Raw genomic sequence first — 19081 nt, 5'->3', positions numbered from 1 at the left:
CACTTCCGCTCCGTATTAAGCGTTCAAGAGGGGCGAGCGATAACCGCGATTGATCTCCCCACCTGTGGGGGAGATGCCCGGCAGGGCAGAGGGGGGCCGACGGTCACCACAATCCGCTTGCGGTTTTGAGTTACCTCAACCAATCTGAGGTAAAGCAGCTAACTGGCGAACCAATGATGCCACACGCGGACGTAGACCCGATGCATCGCAAATATGCGAAGCAGATGCGGAAAGTAATGACGGATGCCGAACTGAAGCTCTGGAATGCCATTCGCGCGCATCGCCTCGAGGGGTTAAGTTTCCGCAGACAAATGCCGATTGCCGGTTTTATCGTCGATTTCGCATGTTCGGATCATCGCCTAATTATCGAGATCGATGGCTCCCAACATACAACCGAGGCAGCGCTACAATACGATCAAGAACGAACTGCGCGGCTTCAGGAATACGGCTGGACAGTCCTCCGCTTCTGGAACGAGGATATCCTGAAAGACATGGACAATGTCTGTCTCCACATTATCCGAACGGTGAAGGAGAGCCAACCATGACCACCTACACCGGCGGATGCCAGTGCGGCGCGATCCGCTTCCGCGCGACCGGCGATCTCAAGGACAGTTCCATCTGTCATTGCCGCATGTGCCAGAAGGCTTTTGGGGCCTATTATGCGCCGCTGGTTTCGGTGCGTGAGGTCGAATTCGAATGGACGCGTGGCGAACCCAAGCGCTTCCAGTCCTCCAGCGTCGTCAAGCGCGGCTTCTGCCCCGAATGCGGTACGCCGCTGACCTATGAGGCGCCGGATGGCATGGCGGTTGCGGCCGGTGCTTTCGACGATCCCGCCGCCTTGCCGCCCACCATTCAGTGGGGCGTGGAACGCAAAATCGATTTCGTCGACAGCATCCACACGCTACCCGCCGTCCCAACGGAAGACGATCTGACCTCGGTCGACTATCTGACCCACCTCGTTTCCTACCAGCACCCCGACCATGACACCGAGAGCTGGCCCCCGGAGAGTAAACGATGAGCGAAACAGGCTTTTCCGGCGGCTGCCAGTGCGGCGCCGTGCGGTTTCATGCGGGCAAGATCGGTCGCCCCTCCATTTGCCATTGCCGCATGTGCCAGAAGCATTTCGGCAATTTCTTCGGTGCACTCGTCACCGCCGATCAGGCGCATCTGACATGGACGCGCGGCCAGCCTTCCCTCTTCCGTTCATCTGCGAAAATCCATCGCGGCTTCTGCAACAAATGCGGCACGCCGCTGACCTATCATTATCCTGGCGGCGTAGAGATCGCGATCGGCGCTTTCGATCATCCGGAGCGGATCGAACCGCAGGTGCAGGTCAATATCCACAAGCGCATGCCCTGGATCGAGCAGCTGTTTTCAAAACCTGCAATCGAGCAGAGCGTCGATGAGGCTGATATCACCTCCTTCCAACACCCGGACCACGACACCAAGGTCTGGCCGCCGGAAGACGACCGCGCATGAACGGTTCAGAAAGCCTCAGCGGCGGATGCCAGTGTGGCGCCGTGCGTTACCGGATCGATGGCGGGTTACGCTATCCGCATCTGTGTCATTGCCGCATGTGCCAGAAGGCATCGGGCAACTATTTCATGCCGCTTGCAGCAAGTACTCGCGCGAAGTTTGAAATGACCCGTGGCGAGGCTTCTTGGTTCCAGTCGTCCGATCACGTGCGGCGCGGTTTTTGCGGACGGTGCGGCACGCCACTTTTCTATGACATGCCGGATGCCGATTTCGTCAACATCACGCTTGGTTCGCTGGACGAGCCGGAGCTGATAAAGCCCGAGGCGCAATCAAATCTCGACAGCAAAATGCATTGGTTCGGTGACCTTGACGGCTTGCCGGTCGAGCCGGAAGCTGCGCCGGATGAAAACCGGCTACCGGTCAACAACCGGCAACACCCGGATCGCGACACGGCCGAATGGCCACCCGAAGGAAAGTAAGACATGACCGAAGAATTGCGCAGCTTTTACCCCGAGATCGAACCCTTCGAGAGCGGCATGCTCGATGTCGGCGATGGGCACACGATCTATTGGGAGCGGGTTGGTACACGCGGTGCGAAACCGGCGGTTTTCCTGCATGGCGGTCCGGGCGGCGGGGTAAACCCCACGCATCGCCGCGTTTTCGACCCGGCACTTTACGACGTCATCCTGTTCGATCAGCGCGGCTGCGGTCGCTCCACGCCGCATGCGGAACTGGAAGCCAACACCACCTGGCATCTGGTTGCCGACATTGAAAGGCTCCGTGCGCTGTGCGGCTTTGAAAAATGGCTGGTTTTCGGCGGCTCCTGGGGCTCGACGCTGGCACTTGCCTATGCCGAGACTCATCCCGAACGCGTGAGCGAACTAGTGCTACGCGGCATCTACACGGTCACCAGGCCGGAACTGGACTGGTATTACCAGTTCGGCGTTTCTGAAATTTATCCCGATCGCTGGGAAAACTTCATAGCGCCAATTCCTGAAGCCGAGCGCGGCGAGATGATGCAGGCCTATAATCGCTATCTCACCGGTACGGACGAAGCCAAGAAACTCGAATGCGCGCGAGCATGGAGCCAGTGGGAAGGCGCAACCATCGCCCTTGTTACCGATCCGGCGCGCGTCGAGGATTTCGGCGAGGATAAATACGCCATCGCCTTCGCACGCATCGAGAACCACTTCTTCGTCAATGGCGGCTGGCTGGAGGAAGGGCAATTGCTGCGCGATGCCGGCAAGCTTCGCGATATTCCGGGCGTCATCGTGCACGGGCGTTACGATATGCCCTGCCCGCTGAAATATGCCTGGCAGCTTGCCAAGGCCTGGCCGAAGGCGGATTTCCATATTGTCGAGGCAGCCGGGCATGCGCTGAGCGAACCCGGTATTCTTGACCAGCTGATCCGCGCAACTGATCGTTTCGGGGGGGAATAGGCAGGCCTTTCAGATGCTTGAAGCGGCCTGATCAGACAATGATTCACGCAGATTTTTGTGCGTGGATCATCCGTTTGGTCGCAAAGTCGCCTGTTTCAAGAGCAAATCGCCTTTTATTCATGCAGTTTTTCTCATGAACGCTTCACGGAAATGAATTGGCCCGCGCTACGCCGATCCGTTATGAAGGGCCATCCCTAATAATTGGCGGTACTCCCATGGCACTCGATAAAACGCTTCCGGCCCAAGAGGGCGGCGATAGCGCACGCGGTTTTGCTTTCGCGCTCTCCGCATATCTGCTGTGGGGATTCCTTCCCATCTACATGAAGGCGGTTGCGCATATTTCGCCGATAGAGGTCATCGTGCACCGCGTCATCTGGTCGGTGCCGATCGGCGCCGCCGTCCTCATCGCTCTCGGTCGCACGGCGGAAATCCGCACTGCGCTGAAAACCCCTAAAATGCTCGCCATGGCAAGCCTCACGGCCGCGCTCATCAGCATCAACTGGGGCATCTATATCTGGGCGATCGGCGCTGGCCGCGCACTCGATGCCGCGCTCGGCTATTTTATCAATCCGCTGTTCAGCATCTTCCTCGGCGCGGTACTGCTCAAGGAAAAGCTTTATCCGGCGCAGATCGCCGCCATCGGCCTCGTGGGGCTGGCCGTTGCGATCCTCACCTGGCATGCGGGCAGCCTGCCATGGGTTTCCATTGCGCTCACCGTGTCCTGGGGTTTTTACGCCTTTTTCCGCAAGACGTTGCCAATCGGCGCCACACAGGGCTTCCTGCTTGAAGTCATGCTTCTTTCCGTTCCGGCCGTGCTGGTGCTGGCCTGGCTTGCCATTAGCGGACAGGCGCATTTCATGGCCGGCAATGCGACCGATACCTGGCTGCTTGCGGCCAGCGGCATCGTCACCGCCGTTCCGCTTATTCTTTACGGCAATGGTGCAAAGCTTCTGCGGCTGTCGACCATCGGCATCATGCAATATATCGCTCCGACGATGATCTTCCTCATCGCCATCTTCATCTTCAAGGAACCGTTCGACATGGTGCGGATGGCGGCCTTTGCAATGATCTGGGTGGCGCTGGCGATCTATACCGCATCTAGCCTGATGCGGCTGAAGCGATAACCTTCCGCGTCATGCCACCTCTCCACATTCCCGTATCTGTAGCGGGAATGCGGGTCTTTAATAATCGACCAGCAATTGCGGTGTCGCGTCATAACCGAAGCGCGGCTTGACGCCGAGAAGTCCAGCCGTCTGGGTGATGATTTCGCGGGTCATGGGTGCGGCCGTCGAGGCAGCCGTGCGTCCTCCGTTCACGCCGGTCCTGGGCGCGTCGATCATCGTCAGCACGACATATTTCGGCTTGTGCATCGGAAAACCGGCAACGAAGGCGTTGAAATTGATATCCTTGGCATAACGGCCATTGATGACCTTGTCGGCGGTTCCGGTCTTGCCGCCAACGTGAAATCCTTCCACCTGCGCACCCCTACCCGACCCTTTGATGCCGTTCCAGTTGAAAAGGTAACGCATATCGGCGCTCGTCTTTCCGTTGATGACGGTGCGAGAAAGCACTGCCGCATCCTCTCGGGAACGCGGCAGGAAGGTCGGCGAAATAAGGCTGCCGCCATTGATGAGAGCAGCTGCTGCCACCGCCGTCTGCAAAGGCGTAGTGGCAACGCCATGGCCGAAGGAAATAGTGACGGAATTGATCTTCTTCCATGTTCTCGGCTGGGTTGGCGTGGCAACGCCAGGCATTTCCGTATCCATTCTGGAAAGAAGTCCCAGTTTCGTCAGGAACTGCTGGTGGCCTTCGACCCCGACCTTGTCGGCAACAGCCGCCGTGCCGATATTCGATGAATATTGAAACACTTCCGGGATCGACAGCGGGCGGTTCCGACCCTTGAAATCCTTGATGGTGAAGCCACCCATGCGGATGGGCCGCGACGCGTCAACCACCGAGTTGAGCGTTATGGCACCTGCATCCAGTCCCATTGCAAGTGTGAAGCTCTTGAAGGTGGATCCCATCTCGAAGGTCGCATTGCTCATGCGGTTGAACCAGCCCTTTTCATACTCCCTGTCGATGCTGCCATCGGCAAGGGTGCGGGAAGGCTCGTTCGGGTCGTAATCCGGCACCGATGCCATGGCCAGCACCTCGCCCGTCTCCACATCCAGTATCACTGAACCGGCAGCCTCCGCCTGATAGGCGGTTTTCGCCTTCAGTACGACCTCACGCACGATGTTCTGCACCCGCAGATCGATCGACAACCTCACCGGCTCCAGCGGTGCACCGCTGGCAAGGCCGGTCGCGCGCAAGTCGGCCAGGCCCTGCTGGTCGAGATAACGTTCCATCCCCGCAAGGCCCTGATTGTCGACATTGACGTGGCCGATGATATGCGAGGCTGCGGGGCCACCCGGATAAAAGCGCCGTTTCTCCGGCCGGAAACCGATGCCGGGGATGCCGAGGTTGAGAATATCGGCCTGCTGGCGCGGCGTCAGCTGGCGCCGCAGCCATTGAAAGCCGGTGTCCGAGCGCAATCTGCGGTGCGTCTCGCGCCAGTCGAGATTGGGGATGACGGTTGCGAGCTTCTCGACAACCTCATCCGCGTCCACGACCCGGCGCGGATCCGCATAAAGCGACACCATGTTGAGATCGGTCGCGAGCAGCGTGCCGTTGCGGTCGAGAATATCGGGACGGGAGGCGACCGCTGTAGCGCCGGTATTGATCCATGCGGTCGCAATGGGTTCGGCAAGGCCGTATTGGACAAGCCGTGCTGCAACGACGCCATAGATAACGGCAAAGATGGCGATCAATATTCCGAGCCGCTTTTTCGCGTCCACCCGGCGGCGGGCAGCGGAACCGAGGATCGCATCCCTGCCCTGAAACGGACTTCTCTGAATAATAAAATGCGTCCGGCTTTTCAGCCGCACCAAAAAAGCAATCATTCCCCAATGAGCCCCGCTATCATGGCGGCGAAAATAAAATTCCGCGCTCAGCCTACGCCTTGTAGACGCTGGCACAGGATCGGGCGCGGAGCCATGAAAACAGCGGGCGGTGCGATGCCGCAGTCAAAACTCTATTAATATACACTTAAAATTGTAACGAACCGCGTGGCGGCCCGTTAACATTTATTCGATGCCTAGAGACGGGAAATTACCGAAGGGTCGCCTTCCGGGTTCTGCTGCGCAAGCGCCCGGTCGATGATGGCGGGCACGATGTCCTTGACCTCATCGATGACCAGCGGGTTCAGAAGATGGGCGCGATGGATGAAACCCTGATCGCGCATATGCTGCACAAGTTCCAGCATCGGGTTCCAGAAGCCGTTGATATTGGCGAAGACAATCGGCTTGGCGTGACGACCGAGCTGCGCCCAGGTCATGATTTCGACGATCTCTTCCAGCGTGCCGACGCCCCCCGGCAGCGTTACGAAAGCATCCGAGCGCTCAAACATCATATGTTTGCGCTCATGCATGTCCTTGGTGACGATAAGCTCGTTCAATTGTCCGAGAGAATGGCGTGTAGCCTCCATATCGACCAGAAATTCCGGTATGATACCCGTTACTTCGCCGCCGTTGGAAAGAACGCCGCTGGCGACCGCGCCCATGATGCCCTTGGTGCCACCGCCATAGACCAGGCGAATGCCGTTTTCGGCAATGGATTTCCCAAGCGCGCGGCCTGCTTCCATGTGAGCCGGGTCACGTCCGGGCTGGGAGCCGCAATAAACGCAGATGGATCGAATCGCTGTATTTTTGTCCGTCATGATGGGAAGGAACTATGCCGGATGCGACACGTCAAGAAAATTTGGGAAATCCCTTGCAAATATGGCCTTTTACGGCCACGCCGCTTGTCTGGGGCAAGGTAAGACGCTAGCAATCTGAACTCGTGTAAAAAGCTTACAATACCCGGAGATTCCAGGATGAAAAACAATAAAGCCGGTTTGCTGGCACTGATCGTGCTGGGCATCGCGTCCCTGCTCATGATCTTTTTCGTCCTGCCTAGAATTTCCAATGACGGCAAACCGATCGGCGATGCCATCAACGAAGCGGGCAACGCAGTGAAGAACAGCGTTGAAATGGGCAGCGACAAGGCGGGAGACATCCTGTCCGACGCCGCTCAGGAGACCGCCAATATCGCCGACAAGGTCGGGCGCCTCGCGGCTTCCGCAACCCAGTCGATCAAGGATCTGACCACGCTTTTCGCCGATAGCAAGGTTCCGTCCGACGCCGACTTTGCGGCAGCACGCAAGAAGGTCGAGGCATCGCTCAAGGAACTGACCAATATCGAAATTCCAGAGACGCTGGATGAAACGACGTCGCGCCTCATCACCACGGCGCGCACTGCGGCCGAACGCACCACCGCTTTCCTGCGCGGTCTGCCGGATAGTGCAGCGGCGGCGGCGGCACAGGTTCGCCGTCTGGCGGGTGTCTTCACCGGCACCGACGATGGCGCTGCACAGCAGCCCCAACCCGCCGCTCCTGCCGCCGATGCAGCGCAGTCCACATCGGGCGCACCGACCTTCGACGTGCTCCGCGTCGAGCCCGATGGTTCGGCTGTTGTCGCAGGCAAGGCACAGCCCGGCTCCAAGCTTGAAATTCTCAGCAACGGCAAGGTGATCGCGCAGACGACCATCGACGGATCGGGCGATTTCGCCGCCGTTTTTGACAATCCCCTGCCACCGGGCGACCATGAGCTGGTGCTGCGCTCGACCGACGCCAGCGGCAAGGCAACGCAATCCGAAGAAGTCGCAACCGTTTCCGTGCCCAACGGCAAGGCGGGCGAACTCTTGGCGATGGTGTCCAAGCCCGGTGAAGCAAGCCGCGTGCTAGCAATGCCGGAGGCGGCACCTTCAGCACTCCAGCCCCCGCAAGCCGCGCAACCGGGTCAGTCGGCAACAGCTGCCGCCACCACGACGCCCGCGCCTGCCGCTGGTACCCCGGCCCCGTCCGCTGCCGCCGCTCCGTTGACTTCGACAGTTCAGGTAACCGCCGTCGAATTCGAAGGCTCGAAGATTTTCGTTGCGGGTTCCGCGCCTGCCGCTTCGAGCGTGCGCGCGCTGGTCGATGACAAGGAAATCGGCAAAAGCACCACGGAGGCCTCCGGCCATTTCGTCATCGAGGGCAATGTCGATCTTTCCGTCGGCAGCCATATCATCACTGTCGAAGAGCTGAATGCCGACGGCACGGTGAAGGTCCGCGTGCGCGTTCCATTCGAGCGCCCGCAGACCGACCAGGCAACCGTCGCCATGCAGGCACCGTCCGCAACGCCATCCGCCGCCACGACGACCGCGCCCTCTGAAAACCAGAGCACGGCAAGCGACCGCGCTGCCTTCGAAAAGCTGCGCACGGATGTCGCCAAGGCCTTCGGCATTCTGTCCAATCTCTACAAGGATCAGGCCACACCGGCGCTCGACCAGGCCATTGCCGGCCGCTCCGCCGTGGTGATCGGCCTCAAGTCGCTCTCCGAGTTCCGCACTGCCGCAGGCACCGAGCCGTCCTTTACCGCCTTTGCCGGCGATATCGCCGCCAAGGCACGTCAGCTGCTGACATCGGTAGAGGCATGGCCGAACGACGTTGCCGGGATCGGCAAGGGCATCGCCACGCTGGCAAGCCGCCTTGCCGACCTCCACATCATCGCGCCGCCCGCACCTGCACCGCAGGCGCCCGCCGGTCCGCAGACCTTCGAGCAGCCGCCGCTTGCCGAAAGCCAGAACAGCGTCATCATCCGCCGCGGCGATACGCTGTGGCAGATTTCCCGCCGCGTTTACGGACAGGGCGTGCGTTACACCACGATCTACCTCGCCAACGAGGATCAGATCAAAAATCCTGACCTGATCGAGCCCGGCCAGATTTTCGGTGTGCCGGAGAAGGCACTGCCGAATGCGGAAGAACTTCATCGCAAGCGTCTGAAGAGCGGTTCCTGATCGTTCAAGACATTGCGGTGACCCCGCAACAACCCTACCTGTGACAAGCACGGCGGCTTTCCAGAGCCGCCGCCCTGCTGTCGGCTTCCGGCAGTGCCCGGAGCAAATGATGGCCACCAAGAAAAAAACCATTTCGGCGGATTCCAGCAATCCCACGCAGACCCTCATCAACCTCTGGCCCTACATGTGGCCGGAAGGCCGCCTTGACCTGAAAATGCGGGTAATCTGGGCGACGGCGTTTCTCGTTGTCGCCAAGCTGGTGCTGATCCTCGTTCCCTATTTCTTCAAATGGGCAACGGATGCGCTGAACGGCAAGCTGGACATGGTCGGGCTGGTTCCGGCCTTCCTGCTCGGTGCTGTCGCGCTTGTCATCGCCTATAATCTGACGCGGCTAATACAGGTCGGGCTCAACCAGCTGCGCGATTCGCTGTTTGCCAGCGTCGGCCAGCATGCCGTGCGCCAGCTCGCCTATAGAACCTTCGTGCACATGCACCGGCTTTCCCTGCGCTTCCATCTGGAGCGCAAGACCGGCGGGCTTTCACGGGTTATCGAGCGTGGGACCAAGGGCATCGAAACCATTGTCCGTTTCACCATTCTCAACACCGCACCGACCTTCATCGAATTCCTGCTGACGGCGATCATTTTCTGGACCTCCTACGGCTTTTCCTATGTGCTGGTCACGGTTGTCACCGTCTGGGCCTATATCTGGTTCACCGTGCGGGCCAGCAACTGGCGCATCTCCATTCGCCGCGCCATGAACGACAGCGATACCGACGCCAACACCAAGGCGATCGATTCACTTTTGAACTTCGAAACCGTCAAATATTTCGGCAATGAGGAGATGGAGGCGAAGCGCTTTGACGTCGCCATGGAGCGTTACGAAAAATCGGCGATCTCGATATGGACGTCGCTCGGCTGGCTGAACTTCGGCCAGGGCGTGATCTTCGGCATCGGCTCCACTGTCATGATGGTGATGTCGGCGATGGCCGTGCAGCGCGGCGAGCAGACCATCGGCGATTTCGTGTTCATCAACGCGCTTCTGCTGCAGCTTTCGGTACCGCTGAACTTCATCGGTTTCGTCTATCGTGAAATTCGCCAGGGATTGACCGACATCGAACAGATGTTCGAACTTCTCGAAGTCGAGGCTGAGGTTACCGACAGGGCGGATGCGAAGCCGCTTGTGGCCGGACCGGGTGCCATTTCCTTTCGCGACGTGCATTTCGCCTACGATCCGGAAAGACCGATCCTGAAGGGCATTTCCTTCGATGTGCCTGCGGGCAAGACGGTGGCGATCGTCGGTCCTTCGGGTGCCGGAAAATCGACGATCTCGCGGTTGCTTTATCGTTTCTACGATATTCAGGAAGGCGCCGTCACCATCGACGGGCAGGACATTCGCGACGTGACGCAAAAGAGCCTGCGCTCGATGATCGGCATGGTGCCGCAGGATACCGTGCTGTTCAACGATACGCTCGCCTACAACATCCGTTACGGCCGCCCTTCGGCAACGACCGAGGAGGTCACGGCAGCGGCGGATGCGGCCCAGATCAGCGCTTTCATCGGCAAACTGCCGGAGGGTTACGCCACCATGGTTGGCGAACGCGGCTTGAAACTTTCCGGCGGCGAAAAGCAGCGCGTGGCGATTGCCCGAACCATTCTGAAAGCGCCGCCGATCCTCATTCTCGATGAAGCGACCTCTGCGCTGGACACCCATACGGAACAGGAAATCCAGAGCGCGCTTGATATCGTTTCGAAAAACCGCACGACGCTGGTCATCGCCCACCGCCTCTCCACCGTCATCGGCGCTGATGAAATCATCGTGCTGAAGGAAGGTTTGATCGCCGAGCGCGGAACCCACGCCTCGCTGATGGCACAGAACGGGCTTTATGCCTCGATGTGGAGCCGCCAGCGCGAAGCCATCCGGGCAGAGGAAATGCTGCGCCATGTTCGCGAAACCGACGATCTTGGCGTTGTGGACCGCGGCGAACCCGCGCATTGACGGGCATAAACCCCTGACAACGGGGCGGCACACCAACCGGACCATTGCCGGGCGGGGAGTTTGGCTGTAACCAGCTAAGCGAACTTTGTCGCATGCCCGTATGGATGATGTCGTATCACGACCATATACAGACACGGCAGGCGGAAACCGGAGCAAGGAAACTTATGAATCTGTTCGACACCATTCGCAACACCATCGTACCGATCCACAAGGAAGGCTACGTCTTCGTGGCCGCCTTCTTCGTCGCATCGCTGGTGCTCGGCTGGATATCCGAACCGCTGTTCTGGGTCGGTCTGGTGCTGACGGCCTGGTGCGCCTACTTCTTCCGCGACCCCGAGCGCGTGACGCCGCAGGATGACGACCTGATCATCAGCCCTGCCGATGGCAAGGTGTCCGCCATCCAGACCGTCGTTCCGCCGCTGGAGCTGGAACTCGGCAAGGAGCCGATGGTGCGCATTTCGGTGTTCATGAACGTGTTCAACTGCCATGTGAACCGCGCGCCCGTGCGCGGCCGTATCGTCAATGTCGCCTACCGCCCCGGCCTCTTCCTCAATGCGGAAGTGGACAAGGCCTCCGAAGACAATGAACGCAACGGCCTCGTCATCGAGACAGCGCATGGCAAGGTTGGCGTGGTGCAGATTGCCGGCATGGTCGCCCGCCGTATCGTCTGCTGGGTCAAGCCGAATGAACCAGTTGATGCCGGCGAGCGTTTCGGTCTTATCCGTTTCGGTTCGCGCCTCGATATCTTCCTTCCCGAAGGTTTTCAGCCGCGCGTTTCGGTGGGCCAGACGGCAATTGCCGGCGAAACGGTTCTGGCCGAGTTCGGCTCCGCCAAGGGTCCGGTCCTTAGCCGTCGCGGCTGACGAAAACAGGAAGGGCATGCGCCATGGAAACGCCGATCTCGGAGCCGCAACAGAACGGAAAACATGAGGGTCGCAACGACAGCGGCCGTGGGCCGCGCCTGAGGGAAATTCCCTTTCGCCTCGTAATACCCAACCTCATCACCGTTCTGGCCATCTGCGCGGGCCTGAGCGGCGTGCGCCTTGCCATTGAAGGCCGGTTCGAGCTGGCCGTGGGCATGGTGCTGCTTGCCGCCTTCCTCGACGGCATCGACGGGCGCATCGCCCGGATGATGAAGGCGACATCCAAATTCGGCGAACAGATGGATAGTCTGGCAGACATCGTCAATTTCGGTGTCGCCCCTGCCCTCGTCGTCTATATCTATATGCTCGATCAGGCGCGTTCGATAGGCTGGATCGCCGCCCTCATCTACGTGATTGCCGCAGGCCTTCGTCTGGCGCGCTTCAATGTCATGATCGAGCGCCCGGTGAAGGCGCCGTGGCAGAACGAATTTTTCGTGGGCGTTCCGGCGCCGATGGGCGCCATGCTGGTGCTCCTGCCTGTTTATCTCGGCTTCCTTGGTGTCGAGCCAGGCAAGCCCTTCGCCTATATCGCCGCCGCCTACACCGTGTTGATCGGTTATCTTCTCATCAGCCGCCTGCCGGTCTGGTCGGGGAAGTCAGGTACCAGCCGCATTCGCCGCGATCTGGTGCTGCCGATGATCCTCGTCGTCGTGCTTTACGTCGCGATGCTGATGAGCTTCACCTGGGAGGTACTGGTTCTGACGGTTGCTGCCTATCTCGTGTTCATCCCCATCAGCGCCCGCCTCTGGCACCGCCGTTATGGCACGCTGACGATTGAGGAGGACGCGCATGACGACGCCAATGGCGGCAACGGCCTTGATCGCGGTATTTGAAACCGCAGGTATTATTTTTCTCCGACGAACCGTCGTTTGATGTGACACAAAATGTCGCAGCCCGAAAAGCGGGCTTCGCTTTCTTTCGCCTCGAATCCGTCAAGATTACCCACGAGAGAAGTAGCTCACACGCATCGAAACGGCGATTGACGTGAATTGTGGAGAAAGAGAAATGACGAACGAGACGAAGGCACAGCCGCAGGCGAAGCCCGACCTCAACAGCCACTACCGACCGCTCGGACTGAAGGCCGTTGCGGCCGCAGCCCTGATGCTGAAGCGCAAGCCTGCCGCCAAAACCGCTTGAAAAAATTCGCTTTTCTTGAAAGCACAGCATCCACGGCCTCGCAGACTTTGCGATGGTAACGGTCAATCCGAAAAAACATCCGGTTAAATGTGCGGCGCTAATATTAGCGCCGTCTCCATTTGTGCGGCCCCCATCGAGAACCGCATAACCGGCCTGTTTTATAAAACTTCCCGATCTGTAACGAAGCTGCAACCAAAACGAAGTAAAGTATTCGACTTCCACGGGACGACTGTACGGATAGTCTCGCATCGACTACTGAGCATCAAAAAAATTTCTACTTTAGCGATTCTTCCTGCTACAGCGAACAAGGCCGATTTTCGATGCCGTTGACAGGCGGTATCGGACCAATTCGGATGTTGCGGGAAAACCAACGAAGACGGGCCATGGGGGGCTTCATACGGCATGCAGGATAAAATCCTTCTGATTGAAGATTCCGTTGCTCTTTCCATGCTGCTGAAGTCGCGGCTTTCGGAGGAAACGTCAGCCGAAGTGATCCATTGTGACAGCATGGCGCAGGCCGATATTCTGCTGCGCGCCCATGATTTCACGCTGGCACTCACCGGTCTCAATCTGCCCGATGCGCCGAAGGGTGAAATTCTCGCACTTCTTGCCGACCACAAGGTGCCGGCGATCGTCTTCACCGCCACGGTGGATGAGGAGGCGCGCAAGCGCTACGCCGAAAAGAAAATAATCGACTACATCGTCAAGGATGGCCATCGCACCGTTGATGCCGTGGTGAAAACGGTCGACCGGATTTTGACCAACAGACTGTTTTCCGTGCTGGTGGTAGATGACGTGCGGACGGCGCGTTCCGGCCTCGTGGAAATCCTCGAACGGCAGAATTTCAGGGTCAGCGAAGCCCATTCGGGCAAGCAGGCGCTGGAAATCCTGTCGCAGGACCCATCGATTCAGCTCGTCATCACCGATTATCATATGCCTGACATGGACGGCTACGAGCTGACGCGCCGCATCCGCGACAGCCGTTCCTCGGAAGACCTGCGGGTCATCGGCATCTCGTCCTCCACGGACCGGCTGCTTTCGGCAAGCTTCCTCAAGGCCGGGGCATCGGATTTCGTCTACCGTCCCTTCGTGCCGGAAGAATTGCAGTGCCGCATCGACAACAATATCGAAACGCTGAAACAGCTGAAACGGCTGCGTGAACTGGCAGAGCGGGATCATCTGACCGGTCTGCCGAACCGCCGCTCCTTCTTCGAGCGTACGCGGGCACTGATGGACGTCATCAACGACAATGACGAGAACGGCGCAGTCGCCATTCTCGACATCGACCATTTCAAGAAGATCAACGACACGCTGGGGCATGATGCCGGCGACAGGGCGCTGAAGAAGCTTGCCGAACTGCTGCACGACATGTGCCATGAGCAGCGCCACATTCCCGCGCGCCTTGGCGGCGAGGAATTCGCCGTGTTCCTGCGTGGGCTCAATGCGCATGCCGCCTATCAATTCTGCGAGGAGCTGCGCGACGCCGTCGAAAAGAACGGCCGCCAGCTGAGCGGCAGCAGCCTGGCGCTGACGATTTCGCTCGGCGTCGTGGAAATCGAAAAGGGCGAACCCTTCGACAATCAGCTCAATGCCGCAGACCAGCTGCTCTACCTCGCCAAGGCGAACGGCCGCAACCGCGTCTATTCCGACATCATGATCCAGGAAGGCCTGCAGAAAATCGGGCGGAACGGGTAAGACGGGCGCAGGATGGTCAACTGTGGAGTGACCGGGTCGATCCGCGATGACCAGCCTCGAATGCCAGCAAGCACATCAGAACAATGACATCTGGCCATCATCCTTAGGTAGCCTCATTTTCGCGAGCGGCGCGCTTTCCGGCACCGGCTCGATAAGGTCAGCGCCGACATTGGCGACCTTGTTGACCTTGTCCGATACCGGGATCATCTCGAAAAAATCATCGTGAACCGGGCGCATCAGGTCAGCCACCTCGCGCGGCTCCTGCGTCTTGCAATCCAGCCAGCGGCTGAAATCCTCCGGCGCGATTACCACCGGCATACGGTCGTGAATGCGGCCAATCGCGGCGTTAGCAGCGGTGGTTAGGATTGCGCCGGTATCGACCTCGGACCCGTCAGCGGAAGACCACGTCTCCATGAGGCCGGCAAAGGCGACGATGCCGCCGTTCTTCGGGCGGATGAAATAGGGCTGCGGCTTGCCGCCCTCCTCCTTCGGCGGGCGCCGCCATTCGTAAAAGCCGGTGGCAGGCACCAACACGCGGCGATGGCGCATGGCGGCGCGAAAAGATGCCTTGCCGATGGCAGTTTCCGAACGCGCATTGATGAGCAGGGGAAAATCCTTCGGCTCCTTGACCCAGCCGGGCAGAAAACCCCAACGCACCAGCATGGCCCGACGGTTGGGCAGGTTACTGCCGCGCTCCTGCCGTTCACCCTCCAGCACGATCAGGATCGGCTGTGTGGGCGCGATGTTGAAACGGGCAGGAAAATCCTCAAGGCCGATCAGGTCAAGATAATCGGCAATATCTTCCGGTGTCGCTTTGAGCACGAAACGTCCGCACATTGTCTGCTCCTCAGCCCCGGGGACCGAATAAAATGATAGCCGTGCCCGCGAGGCAGACGGCACCGCCAGCGATATCCCATCTATCTGGTACTTGCCCCTCGACGCCCCAGAGCCAGAGAAGCGATGCGGCAATGTAAATCCCGCCATAGGCGGCATAGGCTCTGCCCGCGGTCTCGGTCGGCACAAGCGTCAAAGCCCAGGCGAAAGCGGCAAGCGCCAGCATGCCTGGCAGCAATATCCAGCCTGTCTTGCCAAGCTTCAGCCAGGCCCAGAAGGAAAAGCAACCGGCGATTTCCGCAACAGCCGCCAGGGCATAAATAAGATAGACCTTCATTCCACCGTCTTCTGCGTGCACAATCGATCCGATTCCCGAATATACCATCGGTATTCCCGGGCCAATATAGACAGGCCCAAGACGGCTGAAACAAGCGAAACCATTCATGACCCTTCGTATCAAGCCCCGCCCCGCCTCCTCCGCCATCGTCCGCAATGGAGATCGGCTGCTGCTCGTGCGCCGTATAAATCCTCCGTCGAAAGACATGTTCGCATTTCCGGGCGGGCGCGGCGAAGAGGGTGAAACGCCAGCCGAGACGGCGCTGCGCGAACTTCAGGAGGAAACCGGTATCGTCGCGCGTAAACCGCAGCTGTTTGCGACCTATGACCTGCCGTCGCACGACCCCGAGGGTGCGCTGACGAGCCACTATTTCCTCTCCGTCTTTACCGTGGAAACGGATGCGGACCCGGCGGTGACGGCGGCCGACGACGCGGCGGATGCGGGCTGGTTCACATTGTCGGAAATCCGCCGGTTGCCGGCACCGGAAAGCGTCGTCGAATGCGCCGAGCGGCTGCTTGCGTGATTGCCAGCCAGCCAGAATCGCTATTATCTAGAGGATGTCGCGCAACACTGTGCAGCAGTTTTGCGATAACGACATGATATAGACCTAAAGCTGACGGGGCGGTCTGAAAGACCGCGATGGCTTTAGGACCAATCCGCCCGCCGGGTGTTCACGAGTATGTGTGGGGCAGAATAAAATTTTGATACGGCCAACCATTTTCCTGTCTTTTTTCCTGACCATTCTTGCACCCGCCGGGCAAGACGGCGTCGCTCATGCGCAGCCTTCGAAGGCTGCTTCCAGTGAGGTTCGCCCGCCGGAAGCACAACCGCCCAAACCCGCTCCCTATGACGACAGGCTGGCACGGCTGTCGGAGATATTGGGGGCGGTGCAATATCTGAGAACCCTGTGCCCTTCCTCCGGTCCGGAGGACTGGCGCAAATCGATGAGCGATCTTCTGGCGGCCGATACGGCCAACGAACCTGAAAGGCGCCAGCGCATGACCGCTGCATTCAACCGTGGATATCGTTCATTTGCGGCCATCCACAGCAGTTGCACACGCGCCGCCGTCATGGCAGAAGAGGGCTACCGTAACGAAGGGGCAACACTCGCCCAGGAAATTGCGTCCAGGTTCGGAAATTAGCGGATTGTTAACCTCTTTTCGCCGCAGCCCGTGCCGTTTTGATAAAAGGCTGCTAGTGTTGTTAACAGGGTGGTAAGGACTTGCCCGCCCTGTCGAGGATGAAAAATGCAGACGAGCCGTAACGAAATCGACGACATGATCGTGCATGAAAAGATGCAGGTCGCTCTGGAACACCAGAACGAGGCATGGGCTGACGGCATGGCCGACGGCATCGAGCCGGAGATCATCGCCGATGCCGCAATCGCTCTGGCCATGCGCGAAACCATCCGTATGCACGGCGAAGCCGGTGCTGAAGCAATGCTGGAATCGCTGCGCCAGCGCATGCTTGAAGGCGAATTTTCCCCGCAGCGCGTGATACAGTAAAGTCGGGGTCTGTCATGTCTTGCCTGAGCAAGGGGCTTTTGCGCTCTTCCGCCATGCTGTCCATCTTGGCTGCCTTGACCGCCGGGTCCATTGGCTTGCCCAGCCGCGCCTTTGCGCTTTCCGAGCTGAAACCCGCACAAAATACCGAAGGCGAGCCGCAAGCCCAAAGTGGCGAACAGCCGCAACGGCCCCAGGCTCCTGAGCCCGACGAGATCGAAGGTGATTCGGACGGCATTCCCCTGCCCGACCCTCTGGTCGACCGTTCCGCCGGTCAATCGACCCAGCAACCCGCCAAGCCGGGCAATACGCCGGAAATGTCGGTCGTTATCGAGCATGATATTTCAAAGGCGCCGGAAGCTGTACGCAAGCTTCGCCAGCAGATCATCGACGCCGCCTCGTCGGGCGATATCGAAAAACTGCGGCCTTTCATCGCCGCCAGCGACAAGCAGTTCCGTATCGACGGCAATGACAGCGACGACCCGATCGCAGCGCTGAAAAGCTATTCCGGCGATCCGGACGGTCTGGAAGTGCTGGCGATCATCATCGATCTGCTTTCCACGGGTTATGCCCATGTCGACGCCGGCACCCCGGATGAAGCCTATGTTTTCCCCTATTTCTCCGGAAAGCCGCTCAATACGCTGACCGCGCCGGAAAAGGTCGAGCTGCTGCGCATCATCACGGCGGGCGATCTGGCTGATATGCAGGAATACGGTAATTACAGCTTTTACCGCATCGGCATTTCGCCCGATGGCAAGTGGAAGTTCTTCACCGCCGGCGATTGATCGCGCGGCGGTGCTTGCCGTTCTTTTGCAAAAATCCTAACTGTGCGGCATGAGCAATTCAGCAGAAGCGCATCGCGGTTCTGCAAATGGAACTGCGCGAAAACTAAAAGAGAGCATTTCTGCAGATTGCCTCGGGCAGCCCTCAGCGACCCTGGCCGGAAGTGCTTTCGATGAACCGAACGGTGATGCCATGCCTTCCGCCTTTCTTGCCGACCGCCGCCTGATTAGAGTTTCCGGCACGGGTGCCGAAGAGTTTCTGAACAATCTGATCACGGCCGATGTTGAAAACCTGCCGCAAGGCGAGGCGCGCGCCTCGGCACTTCTGACGCCGCAGGGCAAGATCCTGTTCGATTTCCTGATCGCGCGCGATGGGCCGGATTATCTGATCGAATCGGGCGCTGCCGAACAGGATGCGCTGCTGCGCCGCCTGACCATGTACAAGCTGCGCGCGCCCGTTGATCTCAAGGCCGAACCGATAGAAGGCGTCAGCGTTTTCTGGAGCGAAAGCGTGCCGGAGGCGGGCGCGAAGGACGGCCGTTTCGCCAAGGCCGGCATCAATCTGTTCCGCGTGCCGGGTGCTTCAGCCTCTGGCGACATAACGGCATATGATGCCCTGCGCATTGAGCACGGAATTGCCGAATCCGGCCGGGATTACGCGTTGCAGGATGCTTTTCCGCATGATGTGCTGATGGATGTGAATGACGGCGTCTCGTTCAAAAAGGGTTGCTTCGTCGGTCAGGAAGTCGTCTCGCGCATGAAACATCGCGGCACGGCAAGACGGCGGGTCGTCACCGTTTCGGCTGAAAGCGCGCTTCCCGCAACCGGAACCGAAATCACCGTCAATGGAAAACCGGTCGGGGCGCTTGGAACCGTTTGCGGCAACACGGGACTTGCCATCGTGCGGACAGACCGCGTTGCCGATGCGCTCGCCTCCGCCACGCCGCTCATTGCCGAGAATGTTCCCGTGACTGTGGCCTTGCCGGCCTGGAGCGGCATCTCCTTCCCCGTCGTCGATCCTGCGGTACAGGCGGAGGAATAGG

At 59.3% G+C, this 19081-nt stretch carries 21 protein-coding genes; 17 read left to right on the top strand and 4 right to left on the bottom strand.

The window, feature by feature from the left end:
• Window positions 1-176: 176 nt before the first annotated feature.
• The 6 genes from QE432_RS18175 (at window position 177) to rarD (ending at window position 4039) form a co-directional block, all read left to right on the top strand.
• Window positions 177-545: an endonuclease domain-containing protein gene (locus tag QE432_RS18175; RefSeq protein ID WP_306625197.1), complete on the top strand. Its 369-nt coding sequence runs from the start codon at window positions 177-179 to the stop codon at window positions 543-545.
• Window positions 542-1018: a GFA family protein gene (locus QE432_RS18170; protein WP_306625195.1), complete on the top strand. Its 477-nt coding sequence runs from the start codon at window positions 542-544 to the stop codon at window positions 1016-1018. The genes QE432_RS18175 and QE432_RS18170 overlap by 4 nt, the downstream gene beginning before the upstream one ends.
• On the top strand, window positions 1015-1479 hold the full coding sequence (locus QE432_RS18165; protein WP_003512324.1) for a GFA family protein: 465 nt from the start codon (window positions 1015-1017) through the stop codon (window positions 1477-1479). The genes QE432_RS18170 and QE432_RS18165 overlap by 4 nt, the downstream gene beginning before the upstream one ends.
• Window positions 1476-1955 (top strand): GFA family protein, encoded by a 480-nt coding sequence (locus QE432_RS18160; RefSeq protein WP_111795924.1) that lies wholly within the window; start codon window positions 1476-1478, stop codon window positions 1953-1955. Before QE432_RS18165 ends, QE432_RS18160 begins: the two co-directional genes overlap by 4 nt.
• A 3-nt stretch (window positions 1956-1958) precedes the next feature.
• Window positions 1959-2915: a prolyl aminopeptidase gene (pip, locus tag QE432_RS18155; protein ID WP_306625192.1), complete on the top strand. Its 957-nt coding sequence runs from the start codon at window positions 1959-1961 to the stop codon at window positions 2913-2915.
• 215 nt (window positions 2916-3130) lie between these two features.
• Window positions 3131-4039 carry an EamA family transporter RarD gene (rarD, locus tag QE432_RS18150; protein ID WP_003512314.1) on the top strand — a complete coding sequence of 303 codons (909 nt, stop codon included), beginning with the start codon at window positions 3131-3133 and terminating at the stop codon, window positions 4037-4039.
• Between the two features lie 57 nt (window positions 4040-4096).
• Here the strand turns inward: rarD and QE432_RS18145 are convergent, their stop codons facing one another.
• Both QE432_RS18145 and QE432_RS18140 read right to left on the bottom strand, forming a co-directional pair.
• A complete protein-coding gene (locus tag QE432_RS18145; RefSeq protein ID WP_306625190.1) occupies window positions 4097-5857 on the bottom strand; it encodes a peptidoglycan D,D-transpeptidase FtsI family protein in 1761 nt (586 codons plus the stop codon).
• A 194-nt stretch (window positions 5858-6051) separates the two neighbouring features.
• Complete coding sequence (locus tag QE432_RS18140) at window positions 6052-6672, bottom strand: TIGR00730 family Rossman fold protein (RefSeq protein ID WP_003512311.1); 621 nt, start codon at window positions 6670-6672, stop codon at window positions 6052-6054.
• 156 nt (window positions 6673-6828) lie between these two features.
• On the opposite strand from QE432_RS18140, the gene QE432_RS18135 reads away from it, so the two are divergent.
• The 6 genes from QE432_RS18135 to QE432_RS18110 all read left to right on the top strand — a co-directional run bounded on the left by QE432_RS18135 (window position 6829) and on the right by QE432_RS18110 (window position 14583).
• Window positions 6829-8832 (top strand): LysM peptidoglycan-binding domain-containing protein, encoded by a 2004-nt coding sequence (locus tag QE432_RS18135; RefSeq protein WP_111789335.1) that lies wholly within the window; start codon window positions 6829-6831, stop codon window positions 8830-8832.
• Between the two features lie 109 nt (window positions 8833-8941).
• Window positions 8942-10828 carry an ABCB family ABC transporter ATP-binding protein/permease gene (locus tag QE432_RS18130; RefSeq protein ID WP_111783189.1) on the top strand — a complete coding sequence of 629 codons (1887 nt, stop codon included), beginning with the start codon at window positions 8942-8944 and terminating at the stop codon, window positions 10826-10828.
• Between the two features lie 164 nt (window positions 10829-10992).
• A complete protein-coding gene (locus QE432_RS18125) occupies window positions 10993-11691 on the top strand; it encodes a phosphatidylserine decarboxylase (protein ID WP_003512305.1) in 699 nt (232 codons plus the stop codon).
• 23 nt (window positions 11692-11714) lie between these two features.
• Complete coding sequence (pssA, locus tag QE432_RS18120; protein WP_003512304.1) at window positions 11715-12584, top strand: CDP-diacylglycerol--serine O-phosphatidyltransferase; 870 nt, start codon at window positions 11715-11717, stop codon at window positions 12582-12584.
• Between the two features lie 172 nt (window positions 12585-12756).
• Window positions 12757-12888, top strand: coding sequence for a hypothetical protein (locus QE432_RS18115; RefSeq protein WP_003496883.1), 132 nt, complete (start codon window positions 12757-12759; stop codon window positions 12886-12888).
• A 402-nt stretch (window positions 12889-13290) separates the two neighbouring features.
• Window positions 13291-14583: a GGDEF domain-containing response regulator gene (locus QE432_RS18110; protein ID WP_306625187.1), complete on the top strand. Its 1293-nt coding sequence runs from the start codon at window positions 13291-13293 to the stop codon at window positions 14581-14583.
• Window positions 14584-14658: 75 nt separating this feature from the next.
• Here QE432_RS18110 and QE432_RS18105 read toward each other — a convergent pair whose 3' ends face one another.
• Entirely contained in the window at window positions 14659-15420 is a 762-nt protein-coding gene (locus QE432_RS18105) for an SOS response-associated peptidase (RefSeq protein ID WP_306625185.1), read from the bottom strand.
• A 10-nt stretch (window positions 15421-15430) separates the two neighbouring features.
• Entirely contained in the window at window positions 15431-15754 is a 324-nt protein-coding gene (locus QE432_RS18100) for a YnfA family protein (RefSeq protein WP_306625183.1), read from the bottom strand.
• 106 nt (window positions 15755-15860) lie between these two features.
• Here QE432_RS18100 and QE432_RS18095 point away from each other — a divergent pair, with 106 nt between their 5' ends.
• The 5 genes from QE432_RS18095 to ygfZ all read left to right on the top strand — a co-directional run bounded on the left by QE432_RS18095 (window position 15861) and on the right by ygfZ (window position 19080).
• The gene (locus QE432_RS18095; RefSeq protein WP_013635814.1) at window positions 15861-16277 is read left to right on the top strand and encodes an NUDIX hydrolase; all 417 of its coding nucleotides are present in this window, start codon (window positions 15861-15863) and stop codon (window positions 16275-16277) included.
• Between the two features lie 178 nt (window positions 16278-16455).
• The gene (locus QE432_RS18090) at window positions 16456-16896 is read left to right on the top strand and encodes a TIGR02301 family protein (RefSeq protein WP_111789338.1); all 441 of its coding nucleotides are present in this window, start codon (window positions 16456-16458) and stop codon (window positions 16894-16896) included.
• 105 nt (window positions 16897-17001) lie between these two features.
• The gene (locus QE432_RS18085) at window positions 17002-17259 is read left to right on the top strand and encodes a hypothetical protein (RefSeq protein ID WP_003496894.1); all 258 of its coding nucleotides are present in this window, start codon (window positions 17002-17004) and stop codon (window positions 17257-17259) included.
• 14 nt (window positions 17260-17273) lie between these two features.
• Window positions 17274-18041: a hypothetical protein gene (locus QE432_RS18080; RefSeq protein WP_026330794.1), complete on the top strand. Its 768-nt coding sequence runs from the start codon at window positions 17274-17276 to the stop codon at window positions 18039-18041.
• Between the two features lie 190 nt (window positions 18042-18231).
• Window positions 18232-19080, top strand: a complete 849-nt coding sequence (gene ygfZ, locus QE432_RS18075; protein ID WP_013635811.1) for a CAF17-like 4Fe-4S cluster assembly/insertion protein YgfZ — start codon at window positions 18232-18234, stop codon at window positions 19078-19080.
• Window position 19081 lies beyond the last annotated feature (1 nt).

Origin of the sequence: Agrobacterium sp. SORGH_AS_0745 (assembly GCF_030818995.1) — a bacterium.
GTDB classification, from domain to species: domain Bacteria; phylum Pseudomonadota; class Alphaproteobacteria; order Rhizobiales; family Rhizobiaceae; genus Agrobacterium; species Agrobacterium tumefaciens.
This window is presented reverse-complemented; position numbering and strand designations above follow the sequence as displayed.

Coding starts and splice junctions, on each gene's coding strand:
- QE432_RS18175 (WP_306625197.1), top strand. CDS start 177: ATGCCACACGCGGACGTAGACCCGATGCATCGCAAATATGCGAAGCAG.
- QE432_RS18170 (WP_306625195.1), top strand. CDS start 542: ATGACCACCTACACCGGCGGATGCCAGTGCGGCGCGATCCGCTTCCGC.
- QE432_RS18165 (WP_003512324.1), top strand. CDS start 1,015: ATGAGCGAAACAGGCTTTTCCGGCGGCTGCCAGTGCGGCGCCGTGCGG.
- QE432_RS18160 (WP_111795924.1), top strand. CDS start 1,476: ATGAACGGTTCAGAAAGCCTCAGCGGCGGATGCCAGTGTGGCGCCGTG.
- pip (WP_306625192.1), top strand. CDS start 1,959: ATGACCGAAGAATTGCGCAGCTTTTACCCCGAGATCGAACCCTTCGAG.
- rarD (WP_003512314.1), top strand. CDS start 3,131: ATGGCACTCGATAAAACGCTTCCGGCCCAAGAGGGCGGCGATAGCGCA.
- QE432_RS18145 (WP_306625190.1), bottom strand. CDS start 5,857: ATGATTGCTTTTTTGGTGCGGCTGAAAAGCCGGACGCATTTTATTATT.
- QE432_RS18140 (WP_003512311.1), bottom strand. CDS start 6,672: ATGACGGACAAAAATACAGCGATTCGATCCATCTGCGTTTATTGCGGC.
- QE432_RS18135 (WP_111789335.1), top strand. CDS start 6,829: ATGAAAAACAATAAAGCCGGTTTGCTGGCACTGATCGTGCTGGGCATC.
- QE432_RS18130 (WP_111783189.1), top strand. CDS start 8,942: ATGGCCACCAAGAAAAAAACCATTTCGGCGGATTCCAGCAATCCCACG.
- QE432_RS18125 (WP_003512305.1), top strand. CDS start 10,993: ATGAATCTGTTCGACACCATTCGCAACACCATCGTACCGATCCACAAG.
- pssA (WP_003512304.1), top strand. CDS start 11,715: ATGGAAACGCCGATCTCGGAGCCGCAACAGAACGGAAAACATGAGGGT.
- QE432_RS18115 (WP_003496883.1), top strand. CDS start 12,757: ATGACGAACGAGACGAAGGCACAGCCGCAGGCGAAGCCCGACCTCAAC.
- QE432_RS18110 (WP_306625187.1), top strand. CDS start 13,291: ATGCAGGATAAAATCCTTCTGATTGAAGATTCCGTTGCTCTTTCCATG.
- QE432_RS18105 (WP_306625185.1), bottom strand. CDS start 15,420: ATGTGCGGACGTTTCGTGCTCAAAGCGACACCGGAAGATATTGCCGAT.
- QE432_RS18100 (WP_306625183.1), bottom strand. CDS start 15,754: ATGAAGGTCTATCTTATTTATGCCCTGGCGGCTGTTGCGGAAATCGCC.
- QE432_RS18095 (WP_013635814.1), top strand. CDS start 15,861: ATGACCCTTCGTATCAAGCCCCGCCCCGCCTCCTCCGCCATCGTCCGC.
- QE432_RS18085 (WP_003496894.1), top strand. CDS start 17,002: ATGCAGACGAGCCGTAACGAAATCGACGACATGATCGTGCATGAAAAG.
- QE432_RS18080 (WP_026330794.1), top strand. CDS start 17,274: ATGTCTTGCCTGAGCAAGGGGCTTTTGCGCTCTTCCGCCATGCTGTCC.
- ygfZ (WP_013635811.1), top strand. CDS start 18,232: ATGCCTTCCGCCTTTCTTGCCGACCGCCGCCTGATTAGAGTTTCCGGC.